The 10,746-nt window shown below is 54.7% G+C and carries 12 protein-coding genes; 6 read left to right on the forward strand and 6 right to left on the reverse strand.

Going from position 1 to position 10,746, the window contains the following annotated elements; genetic code table 11:
• Window positions 1-1,127, forward strand: a 1,127-nt coding sequence (locus ADADOO_RS13665) for a GGDEF domain-containing response regulator (protein ID WP_511278054.1), incomplete at its 5' end; no start/stop codon positions are given.
• Here ADADOO_RS13665 and hemA read toward each other — a convergent pair.
• Entirely contained in the window at window positions 1,053-2,303 is a 1,251-nt protein-coding gene (hemA, locus tag ADADOO_RS13670; RefSeq protein WP_511278055.1) for a glutamyl-tRNA reductase, read from the reverse strand. The genes ADADOO_RS13665 and hemA overlap by 75 nt on opposite strands.
• Before the next feature lie 289 nt (window positions 2,304-2,592).
• On the opposite strand from hemA, the gene ADADOO_RS13675 reads away from it, so the two are divergent.
• Window positions 2,593-3,180, forward strand: a complete 588-nt coding sequence (locus ADADOO_RS13675) for an OmpA family protein (protein ID WP_511278056.1) — start codon at window positions 2,593-2,595, stop codon at window positions 3,178-3,180.
• 64 nt (window positions 3,181-3,244) lie between these two features.
• Here the strand turns inward: ADADOO_RS13675 and ADADOO_RS13680 are convergent, their stop codons facing one another.
• From ADADOO_RS13680 to ADADOO_RS13690, 3 genes are all read right to left on the reverse strand, one after another.
• A complete protein-coding gene (locus ADADOO_RS13680; protein ID WP_511278057.1) occupies window positions 3,245-3,517 on the reverse strand; it encodes a hypothetical protein in 273 nt (90 codons plus the stop codon).
• Between the two features lie 305 nt (window positions 3,518-3,822).
• Window positions 3,823-4,461, reverse strand: a complete 639-nt coding sequence (locus ADADOO_RS13685; RefSeq protein WP_511278058.1) for a hypothetical protein — start codon at window positions 4,459-4,461, stop codon at window positions 3,823-3,825.
• 299 nt (window positions 4,462-4,760) lie between these two features.
• Entirely contained in the window at window positions 4,761-5,030 is a 270-nt protein-coding gene (locus ADADOO_RS13690) for a helix-turn-helix domain-containing protein (RefSeq protein WP_511278059.1), read from the reverse strand.
• Between the two features lie 924 nt (window positions 5,031-5,954).
• Here ADADOO_RS13690 and ADADOO_RS13695 point away from each other — a divergent pair.
• The 4 genes from ADADOO_RS13695 to blaOXA all read left to right on the forward strand — a co-directional run bounded on the left by ADADOO_RS13695 (window position 5,955) and on the right by blaOXA (window position 9,667).
• Entirely contained in the window at window positions 5,955-6,587 is a 633-nt protein-coding gene (locus tag ADADOO_RS13695; RefSeq protein ID WP_511278060.1) for a TetR/AcrR family transcriptional regulator, read from the forward strand.
• On the forward strand, window positions 6,584-7,696 hold the full coding sequence (locus ADADOO_RS13700) for a methyltransferase (protein WP_511278061.1): 1,113 nt from the start codon (window positions 6,584-6,586) through the stop codon (window positions 7,694-7,696). The genes ADADOO_RS13695 and ADADOO_RS13700 overlap by 4 nt, the downstream gene beginning before the upstream one ends.
• A gap of 457 nt (window positions 7,697-8,153) precedes the next feature.
• Window positions 8,154-8,615: a bacteriohemerythrin gene (locus ADADOO_RS13705; RefSeq protein ID WP_511278062.1), complete on the forward strand. Its 462-nt coding sequence runs from the start codon at window positions 8,154-8,156 to the stop codon at window positions 8,613-8,615.
• A gap of 254 nt (window positions 8,616-8,869) precedes the next feature.
• Window positions 8,870-9,667 (forward strand): class D beta-lactamase, encoded by a 798-nt coding sequence (gene blaOXA / locus ADADOO_RS13710; RefSeq protein WP_511278063.1) that lies wholly within the window; start codon window positions 8,870-8,872, stop codon window positions 9,665-9,667.
• A 164-nt stretch (window positions 9,668-9,831) separates the two neighbouring features.
• Here the strand turns inward: blaOXA and ADADOO_RS13715 are convergent, their stop codons facing one another.
• Window positions 9,832-10,533 (reverse strand): Crp/Fnr family transcriptional regulator, encoded by a 702-nt coding sequence (locus ADADOO_RS13715; RefSeq protein ID WP_511278064.1) that lies wholly within the window; start codon window positions 10,531-10,533, stop codon window positions 9,832-9,834.
• A 31-nt stretch (window positions 10,534-10,564) separates the two neighbouring features.
• Window positions 10,565-10,746, reverse strand: a 182-nt coding sequence (locus ADADOO_RS13720) for a hypothetical protein (protein WP_511278065.1), incomplete at its 5' end; no start/stop codon positions are given.

Here is a 10,746-nt window from a genome sequence, read left to right on the forward strand (position 1 = left end):
TGCGCACCGAATTCCCGAGCAGTTATTTCTATTGCCTGTCCGTGCCGAGCAACCTGCAAAGCATCGTCCTGCTCCAGCGCGCCGGCGCTGATGCCTGCGTACCGCTTGGCGACACAGTCAGCGACGTCTTGTCACGCATTCTCGACCTGGCCCAGACGCGCGAACACGAGATACATCGCGTGCTGATCGTCGAAGACTCGGCCACCGCCATCGCCCACGTCCGCCGCTCGCTATCCCAACACGGCATCGACAGCCGAGCCATCAACGATCCGCGGCTACTGCTCGAAGTGGCGGCCGAATACAAGCCCGATGCCATCCTGATGGACATGTACATGCCCTTCTGCAATGGCGTCGAAGTGACCAGCGCTCTGCGCCAGGTGGCCGAATACCATTCGCTGCCGGTCATCTACCTATCGAGCGAAGGCGACATTGCGCAGCAGGTTGAGGCCTTGCGCCTCGGTGGCGACCAGTTCCTGACCAAGCCGATCAATCCGATCATTCTGGCCGCGGTGGTCAAGACCAAAATCCAGCGCTACCGGGAAATGCTCCACTCGACCCGCCACGACAGCCTGACCGGCCTGCTCAACCACGCCACAGCCAAGGATCAGATCGAACGCTTGCTGCACGACGCCCTGCCGAACGGTCGCCTGGTCGTTGCCATGATCGACATCGACCGTTTCAAATCGATCAACGACCGTTTCGGCCACCCGGTCGGCGACCAGGTCATCCGCAGCCTATCCTGGCTACTGCGTGGCCGCCTGCGCAATACCGACCTGATCGGGCGCTATGGCGGCGAGGAATTCATCGTGGCCCTGCCCGATACCGAACTGGAACGGGCCACTGTTCTGCTCGATCAGATACGTCAGGATTTCTCGGCATTGCCGCACGCGCATGCCGAGGGCTCGGTGCGCGCCACCTTCAGCTGCGGCATCGCTGCCCTACCCTGTTTTATCACCGCATCCAGCCTTATTCAGGCGGCTGATGCCGCCCTGCTTCAGGCCAAGCGGAGCGGCCGCAACTGCCTGCTCCGTGCCGAGCCGGAAAGCGGGCTCTCAGTCAGCAGCGTGGAGATGGAACAGTCGGCTTACCGTGGCCTGCAATTCAGCCCGTTCGCCGTGGTCAGCTGAATTCAGCGTCTGCGTCGGCGCGTGCAGGAACTTGTTGGTCAGCCGTTGCGACAGGTGTTCGAGCACTTTTTCCGGGGCCTCACCCTTGGCCAGCAGCTTCATCGCATGTTCCATCTCGTGGCGGCGCGTACGCTCAGCCGAATCGCGCAGCGAGCGAATGACCGGCACGGTTTCGCGCGATGCCAGCCAGCCGAGAAAATCCTGCACCCGGTTGGCGATGATGGCTTCGGCATCGACCACCGCCGCCTGCCGTGACTCGAGGCCGCTCTCGACGACCTGCGCGAGGTCGTCGACGGTGTATAGAAACACGTCGTCAAGCTGACCAACTTCCTCTTCGATATCGCGCGGAACGGCAAGGTCGATCATGAAGATCGGGCGATGCCGGCGCGTCTTGATCGCCCGCTCGACCATACCCAGACCCATAATCGGCAAGGGGCTGCCCGTACAGGAAACGATAATGTCGTGAGCAGCCAGATGCTCGCCCAGTTCGTCGAGGCGAATGGCCGTGCCGCCGTACTGTTCGGCCAAGGCACGCGCCCGCTCTAGCGTGCGATTGGCGATGGTGACCTGTTTCGGCTGGCCGGCACAGAAATGCGCAGCGCACAGTTCGATCATTTCTCCAGCGCCAACGAACAAAATGCGCTGGCCGGCAATCGACTCAAAAATGCGTTCAGCCAGATGGACGCCGGCGGCGGCCATCGAAACGATGTTGGCACCAATAGCCGTCGTCGTGCGCACCTCCTTGGCGACCGAAAACGAGCGCTGGAACAACTTGTGCAGTTGCGTGCCGAGGGTGCCGTTTTCTTCGGCAGCGCGTACGGCGTCTTTCATCTGACCGAGAATCTGCGGCTCGCCGATAACCATCGAATCGAGGCCGCTGGCGACGCGGAAGGCATGGCGGATGGCTTCCGGCTGGTCATGGGTGTAAATATACGGTGCGATTTCTTCGCGGCCGACCTGGTGGTAATGGGCCAGCCAGTCAATAACAATCTCGGGCGACTCGGCCGAGCAATAAATCTCGGTACGATTGCAGGTGGACAGGATCGCCACCTCGTGCACCGGGCGATCGTGCATCAGGTCGCTCAGCGCGTGGCCCAGTTTGTCGGCGCCAAACGCCACCCGCTCACGGATGGCGAGCGGGGCGGAATGATGGTTGATGCCGAGGGTAAAAATCACCGGATAGGGTTGGCGTAATGAAACGGGGGCCGATTATAACATCCGGCCCAAGCCCCCCTCCCCGATCTCAATCAGAACATAAATACCTGCTTTTCCCGCGTTGACCGCGAGCAGAGATTCTCGACTGGTGAATGAGCGAAGCCGCTATACCCCAAAAGACAAAAAGTTGATTTTTCCATTTCACCAGGTAAATCTACCTTGCGCTCATCCCGCCGGACGCTGACAAGACTATTCGCCAACCATGCGAGGGGCTATGATTCGGGCTTCCTCACGCCGCCGAAAAAACCAGATGCGCGCTTCTCTGCCTATCGCTTTCCTTCTATCCACCTTGCTTACCGCCTGCGCCGCGTTCAAAAGCGAGATTCCGCCGAGTAAGCACATCTCGCAAAGCGGCCCGCTCAAAGTGCACCCCGGCCTGCTCGGCAAACCAGTGCCGACCGAACTACAGCCGGGTGCCAGCCTACCCGCCGCCAACACAACCCCGCCGGCGGCCAGTGCGATGCCCGAATCGTCAATGAAAATGGACCCGGTCGGCCTGCGCACCCAGCGCAGCGTCTATTTCGACCTGAACAACGCCACCGTCAAAGCCGATTACGACCCGGCGCTACGCGCCCACGCCCGCTACCTTGCCGAGCACCCCAAGGCGCGGGTGCGCATCGAAGGCAATGCCGACGAACGCGGCAGCGCCGCTTACAACCACCAATTGGGCCTGAAACGCGCCGAAAACGTGCGCGCTACGCTGGCCAGTCACGGCGCACAGAAAAAACAAATCACCATCAAAACGCTGGGCGCCAGCAACCCGAAAAAAACCGGCCACGACGAAGAATCGTGGGCAGAAAATCGCCGATCCGACGTGGTTTACGAACGGGAAGAATAATCCAGCCCCCATAAACACCAAGGCCTCGCTAGATGGCGAGGCCTTTTACGTTTTACAAACCGTTTTATTTTTGCGTTTCAGTCTCGGCCCGCACCGGTCGATAAGCCAGCCATTCCGAGAACGGAATCTCATCCACCTTCACCAGCCGCCGCTCGACGCTCTTGCGCCGCTCACGCCAGCCATTGGGTGGCCCGAATTCGCAAACGCGGCGATCATCACCCAATCGTTTTTCATTCTTCACGACCATCGCACACCTCGCTTCGACCTTGATTCGGGAATCCCCCGTCACAACTGCAGGATGTGGCCAGGCGACAATCGAGTCAGTGAAGAAAATCACACCGGCAAAAAAAAGGCCCGATAAAATCGGGCCGCTCGATCAAATCAGCTAAAAAATGAAAGCGAACAATTAAGTTTGTCGGGTGCGACGCTTTTAAGCTACTGATTTCATGCCACTTTAAAAATAACAATTTATATGCAATGTCTGTCGAGACTGTCGCTTTTCAACTGTCGGTGCTCAACACTTACGCAAAAGTCCGTCGAGCCCAAGAGCAGCCTGGATTTCAGGTTGTTGGGGCAACAATCGACCCAAGCAGTCTTTGGTCATTCAATCTAATCTCTCGCAAGTTATACCCGTTCCGGCAGTCAGGACACAAAGCGCTTGTTGTTGGGGTTGAGTTGATTGGCGTGGTTGTTCAGCGCGTGATAATGGGCGTCATTATTGGGGTTGAGGCTATTGCTGCGGTCATTATTGCTGTTGACCAACAAGTGCTCGTTCAGATAGTGACCATGGGAACCGAGGCCTAAGCTGATACGTACATTGACAATATTGACGCCGGCATACGGCCTGTCCAGCAAGTAAAGATAGTTCCAAAAGTCATATTTATCGCCAATATCGATGTCCACGTTAGCCCGCTTGGCCGTAACAAAGGGGTCCAGTTCACACAGGCAGCGGGCGCCAGGAAGAGATTCATCACAGTGACTACGCAGTAACACCGGCTCTACTTTACCGAGCACTTCGCAAAGCTCCTCTACCGTTTTGCATTTGCGCATGCTGGGGCTGCCACCTGCAACCCAGTGGCTTCGACTGCGGTGGGAGGCAGGCATGAGGGGCGCTGTGTAGTTGCTGGCTAGCATGGTCACTTGCTTCCAGCTTAGGTATCCAGCTTGTTGAGCGACGGCCTCCAAGGATACGGCGAGTGGTAGGCCGGTAGTGTCGCGGTGTTGTTTGGCGAGCCGCTTAAGTTTTTCCAATGCGGTGGCACTGATGGATTTGGTATGCATACATTCTCCAAGTCTTGATACGGAAAAGCAGTGCCCATTGCCGCTACCCGCAAAACCATGAGGGAGACGATTACAAAACCAAAGACAAATGTCGTTCCGGCGAACCAGATGAGCCTAGATGGGCAGCTCGCATCGACTTGTGCGATACGGAAAATTATACCAAGCAGCCATAAGCTGGCAACCACTGACATGCGACAGGTGCAAAGATACCTTCAGGCCGTTAAGCAGCGAACATCCGCTGTAGGCTGCTTGCTGCCTCATGCTGCGTGGATTGCCCTTCAGGAACTGCTCGGCCCATTTCACCAGTTCTCTGCATTATTGTTAGCTGGTGGTTTCGGCTCTGGCGAACGCAACACAAGTTCCAAACCCAGGTTCTTTGCCAGAACAAGGAGCCGCATGAGAGTCAGGTCCCCTGGAATGGTTTCCAAGACGGAGAACCGGTTTTGACTAATGCCAAGCCGGATTGCGACTTGAGTCTGCGTCAACTTTAATTCTTTGCGGCGTTCGCGCAAATAAGCGCCAGCCTGCCCCGGAGTATGAATCACCTTGCCAGGAAAAGTCAGAAGCATCATGGTTTCCTTATATCTGCATTTCAGATAAAACAAAAATATCTTTAATGCGGATAAAAGTCAAATATCCCTAATAGAGATATTGCCCTCTGCAAATACCGTTCAAACTTTGCATGGATTGCCGCATGCCCGCATCGACAATCTTCGCCAAAAAACGACAATTAAGGCCGTTCCGTAGCTGCTACGCGACAATTCGAGACAAACCTAGCTTATTTTTAGCTGTGGAGCGACATCGGCTGGGCTTCGGTTAGGCTGACATCCACTTACAGACGACATGCTCTAATAGCACTATGAAACGCGCTCGCCGCACTCCTCCCTCTTTTGTCCACAAAGCAGCCTTTCGGCCGCGGTACAGCCTTGCTGAAATGCTCCTGCAAATTCCAGCGGGTACTCCCTTCGATGAAGAATGGGAAACCATGCCGCCAGTTGGCCGAGAGGTCGAGCCGGCGGCGGTTACATTGCGCACAATCCGCGCAATGCAGCGATTCATTCGAAAGCAGCGTCGGAAGCGAGCCGGTCGCGGCATTAGTTTGCGTCGGCTAATAGACGAAGGGCGAGACTAAAAGGCAGCCCTTCCTCACTTCAGATTTCTCGACGGAAAGATGTCAGTGAAATGCCGATTCCTAGAAGCAGCCAGTCGTCACCGAGTGCTCTCGACCCAAAGGTGCCGTATCGGTTTCCCTATAGCGGCCAATCAGCCAATGCCGGATTTTTCAAACCGGACTGCCACCAAGCAACCGTTGGCGACCTCACACTACCGGCCAGTAGCGGCCGGTCGCTGTTACATCTGAATTCACATCTGGGGCCTACCCAGAAATGGACCTTGGCAATCAATCGTTCCCCCAGTATTGATTGACGAAACCCCTAGAGGCTAGTCCGTCGCGCCTGCTAACCTGATTGTCATCACAGCAATGCGAGCCAATCATGGAAATTCCGAATGTTACAGAGTCACTTCGCAGCCGCTTAATTAAGGCTGCGCTGGATTGTTTCCTCGCCGATGACTATCACAACGTCACCACCCGACGCATCGCGGAGTCCGCCGGCGCCAACGTCTCCATGATTCGCTACTACTTCGGAAGCAAGGAAGGACTTTACGAGGAGATGATACGTGAGACCTTGAGCCCACTACTGGATGTCCTCGATGGGCCGCTCCTGTCCTCGACAGCAGGTTTCGCCGAATTTCTGGTCTTGTACTATAAAACAATGTCGGCCCGCCCTGAGTTTCCCAAGCTAATCCTCAAAGTGTTGGCGCTCCATCATGGTCCGGGCCGACGCTTCATTCAGCAGTTGCTTGAACGCGGACGTACCCGTGGTGCGCGCAAGGTTGCCGACTTGAAGGCACAAGGGCAGATGGCGGCAGGAATCGACCCCGACATTCTGCGATTGGCATTCGTCAGTCTGGCCATGACCCCAATGCTGCTCAAGGACATTTTCGAAGAACAGATGGAGCGTCCCATGGACGATGCTTTCTTGGAACGTCTCGCAAACTTTAACGGCCACCTGTTTTCGGCTGGCTTGGCACCAGTCGTTCCAAGTAGCCAAGGAAATGCACTATGACGCTCCAGATGAATATCGGTTCGGTGCGCCGATTCGCCAAGGTAATGAAGTTCGGTTCCTGGCTTCAGTCAATTCCCAATAAGGTCACCCCAGCACCATTTCGGCTCGTGCAAATTGGCTCGGCATACTGGCAATCAAGGGCACTCTTCGTGGCAGCGCGACTGGATGTGGCCACGGTCTTAGGGAAGGAAAGCATGGATGCATCAGCACTTGCCGGCCGGGTCGGCGCCAATGCTGATGCTCTTGGCCGCCTAATGCGCTTGCTTGCGGCCATAGGGGTCTTCGAAGAATCGGCTCCCATGGTCTTCCGCAACAACAAGCTGTCTAACTGTCTTCGTAGTGACGACCCGCAAAGTGTCAGGGCCATGATTCTGATGCACAACTCAGAAGCCATCAGCCGTCCCTGGTTCGAGCAGTTGGAAGCCGGTATTCGCAGCGGCACACCACCATTCCGACTCAGTCATGGTGAGGATTTGTTTGATTACCTGGACCATCACGCTGACTTCGACCAACTTTTCTCAGAAGCCATGGACAGCGTTGAGGCCTTGGCTGGTAATGGTTTTGCCACTGACCTGGATTGGAGCCAATTTGAGCGAGTTATCGATATTGGCGGGTCACGTGGAGCCAAGGCACTTGCCATTCTGAAACGCCACCCTAAGCTAACTGCATTGATTGTGGACCGGCCTCAAGTCGTGGCAGAAGCCCAAAGGTACTGGGCTAACCAACATACGGAAGGTGTCGAACGCCTTCACTTTCAGGCAGGAGATTTGTTTGAGGCGATTCCTGTCTCGACTGGCCCGAGGGACATCTATCTTCTCTCGGCTGTCCTACACGGCTTTGACGACAGCAACTGCATACGTGCGTTGAAATTACTACGTGAAGCTATCGGAAACAGTGGCGCCCGCGTTGCGGTGCTGGAGATGGTCGTGCCGGAAACAGGCGCCGACATCGCAAGCGCTTCCTTTGACTTGCAGATGTTCGTCGGCTGTCGAGGTCGAGAGCGGACATTGTCCGAATGGAAGTCGGTCATTCAAGCCAGCGAATTGGTTCTCGATGAAGTCGTGCACCTTCAGTCACTCGGATGCATTTTGGTTTTGCGTTCTGAGTGAAGGCAACGACCGCTTTCGAGCGATGAATACTAAGAGATGACAGTCGCTTCGCGACCCAAAACGGTCATAGCGGTTTCCCGATAGCGGCCAGTCAGCCAAAGCCAGGTTTTTCGAACCTGACTGCCACAAAGCGGCCGATGGCGACCTCACACTACCGGCCATGAACCGCCGGTCGAGGTAGGCGTCCAATTTCAATACCGAAGGTTTCGGCAAGGCTCGGCCAATGTCCGCTGTTCGGCGAGCTAATTGCCCTCTGATTGCCTCGAACCGGCCATGAGCCGTCCCTCTGGATTTTTCTCCAATGCAACCTGTTCGCTTTGCGGTGCTTCTCCAGTGGCCTTTCAATAGAGCAACCAACTTTCGCCACCTTAGTTTCCAGCAATTGAGCAATTGAGCAGTTGACGCCATTAACGTCAATTGCACTTTATAAGAGCCATGATTCATTTGACGCAAGTCAATGCTGCGCTGCACCATATTTCGTATCATGGAACGCGGTTTTGCCAACTCGAAGAACGACATGATTGATTTGTCTGAATGGAAGCCCGAATACAGCGTAGGAAACACGACTCTGGATAATCAGCACCAGAAGCTATTGCAACTATGCAAGCATGTATCTCAATACCAATGTGATGGCACCAAAGCCAGCATTGAGACTTTCCACAGCATCCTTAGTGAACTGGCTTTTTACGCGGAAAGACATTTTGAATTGGAAGAAGATGTCCTCCGTCGTGTCTGGTACCCTCGTCTCCAAGAACAAATACAAGAACACGATGCATACCGAGAATGGCTCACAGAGTTTCTGTGTGTTGCAATGCATGGCAATATTGACAAGTCCACCCTGCAAAATTATCTCGAGCAGTGGTGGGTAGGCCATATCCTAGATTCTGATATGCAATACAGCTGTTATTTGAAGAAATAGAATTTCACTTCCGGGAAAATTCGGCGAATGACGGCTTCCATTTATCAGTAATGGCTGCTCAGGTTAGAGAGCGCTCAGTGGCGACTGGCCGCTTCCGGGAGTCGGAATTTCACTGGCCGCTTTCCGGCTGGCAATTTGAAGAGAGGCCTGTCGCAAGCCGACCCATTGCAGCCGGTTACAGTTCTCAGGCAGCACGGCTGCAATCAAGCACAGACCAGTCATTCAAGCTTGGCTAGACGGCTACAATTAGTGCGATGTATCGACGTAGCCTAATTCTCTTTTCGCTATCAATTGTCCTTGCGTTTAGGACGCTTGCTGCGTCTGCTTCACAAGAGCGCGCAGACTGGTCCAGTTTCTTTACTACAGCCGAGGCGCACGGCACCATCGTTGTCGTAGACAACCGCAATGGGAAGGAAGTGGCTTTCGTTTACGACTCGGAGCGCGCGGGGCGTCGCTACTCGCCGGCTTCAACCTTCAAAATTCCTCATAGCTTGTTTGCTCTTGACGCGGGAATTCTCCGTGATGAGTTCCAGGTAATTCCCTGGGATGGCATCAAGCGTTCGATAGAGGTGTGGAATGAGGACCAAAACCTACGCTCCGCGATGCGTAATTCGACTGTCTGGGTCTACGAACGATTTGCTCGGCAGCTTGGCGATGCGCGTGAGACTGAGTACATGCGAAAGATTGCGTATGGCAACGCAGTTGCGGGAGGCGGCAAACCTTTCTGGGTCGAAGGCGACCTAGCAATTTCGGCAAATGAACAAATATCGTTCCTGCGTCATCTCTATCGTAATGAACTGCCATTCCCGGTCGAGCATCAGCGGCTCATCAAGGACGTGATGGTGAATGAGGCAGGTCGTGATTGGATATTGCGGGCCAAGACCGGCTGGAGTGGAAAGGTTGGCTGGTGGGTAGGCTGGGTCGAGTGGCCAACCGGACCGGTATTTTTTGCGCTGAACATCGATACGCCCAACAGACTGAATGACCTCTCAAAGCGGCAAGAAATTACGCGCAACATACTTCGTTCTATCAGTGCTCTGCCACCGTATTAACTGTGAAGGACGATGTCCGTTGTTTGCTTAAGGCAGTCGGCCCACCGTACATAGCTCACCGGCAGTTCCTGGCCGGCTCCTAGCCGATACCAACTAGTTGCCGTAACGAAGGACAGCCCTCGACCCTGAACAGCCTTCAGTCGTTACTAGCGATGCTCTCACCGCTACGGGTTGTCTTGAGATTTGAGGAGTTTGGACACGCTCGGAATCCGAATTTTCTTGCCATGCACCTCAAGCAGCCCGCTATCCGACAGGTCGTGCAATACCCTGGAGAAGTGTTCCTGAGTGATGTTGAGGCGTGAGGCAATGACCCCTTTGCCTGCAGTGAGCTCAAACTCCAGTTTGTCTGTGTCTATTGCTGCCTGAGGCACATCAGTCATCAGATATCCGATAATTCGCTGCTTGGCCGACTGCAACGAGTAGGCTTCGACGTCCGTCATCAAGTCGTGTGTGCGTTTTGCCAACCCGGCTAGCATCTTCTTGGTAAAGCCGTAGTCGTGTTCCAACTCATTCAGTATGGCTTCCTTGGGGACATGAATCAGCATCGAATCCTGCAGCGCTTGAGCAAAGACAATATAGGTCCGGTCCAAAAACATAATGGCTTCGCCAAAACTTTGACCCTGCTGAATTATTTCCACAATCTTCTCGTTGCCCTGAGATGATGTGAATGCTAGTTTGACCTGGCCGAAAACCAGAAGATGAAAGCCCGTACAAGCATCTCCGGCACGAAAGAGTACATCGCCTTTTTGCGCGTGGATAAGCTTGGAGCAACTGGCAATGTGTTCGATATCGCTGGCAGCCATGCCAGCAAACAAGGGCAAGTGAGCCAGATGGCTTTCGAGGCTGATTAACTTGTGGTCGCGCATATTCGTCCCGAGGCAAATGACAATGCGCAAATCATAGTTTGATTTGAATCAAAACTCGAGCTAGCGCACGATTTTCTGGTAACACTTTGACGTGCACTCTTGAATTAGCTTGATGCGCTGGTGCCATGTCAACAAATTCAGGTAAGCGATAGGTCACCCTGCGGCGGTCACGTTTTTTTGGACAGTCGGATAAGCTAAGGCTGACCGGTTGAA

The organism is Azonexus sp., assembly GCF_036170495.1.
Taxonomy (GTDB): domain Bacteria; phylum Pseudomonadota; class Gammaproteobacteria; order Burkholderiales; family Rhodocyclaceae; genus Azonexus.

What these genes read in the sequence shown, in the direction of transcription:
- ADADOO_RS13675 (WP_511278056.1), top strand. Translation starts at nt 2,593, where the DNA reads ATGCGCGCTTCTCTGCCTATCGCTTTCCTTCTATCCACCTTGCTTACC.
- ADADOO_RS13685 (WP_511278058.1), bottom strand. Translation starts at nt 4,461, where the DNA reads ATGCATACCAAATCCATCAGTGCCACCGCATTGGAAAAACTTAAGCGG.
- ADADOO_RS13690 (WP_511278059.1), bottom strand. Translation starts at nt 5,030, where the DNA reads ATGCTTCTGACTTTTCCTGGCAAGGTGATTCATACTCCGGGGCAGGCT.
- ADADOO_RS13695 (WP_511278060.1), top strand. Translation starts at nt 5,955, where the DNA reads ATGGAAATTCCGAATGTTACAGAGTCACTTCGCAGCCGCTTAATTAAG.
- ADADOO_RS13700 (WP_511278061.1), top strand. Translation starts at nt 6,584, where the DNA reads ATGACGCTCCAGATGAATATCGGTTCGGTGCGCCGATTCGCCAAGGTA.
- ADADOO_RS13705 (WP_511278062.1), top strand. Translation starts at nt 8,154, where the DNA reads ATGCTGCGCTGCACCATATTTCGTATCATGGAACGCGGTTTTGCCAAC.
- blaOXA (WP_511278063.1), top strand. Translation starts at nt 8,870, where the DNA reads ATGTATCGACGTAGCCTAATTCTCTTTTCGCTATCAATTGTCCTTGCG.
- ADADOO_RS13715 (WP_511278064.1), bottom strand. Translation starts at nt 10,533, where the DNA reads ATGCGCGACCACAAGTTAATCAGCCTCGAAAGCCATCTGGCTCACTTG.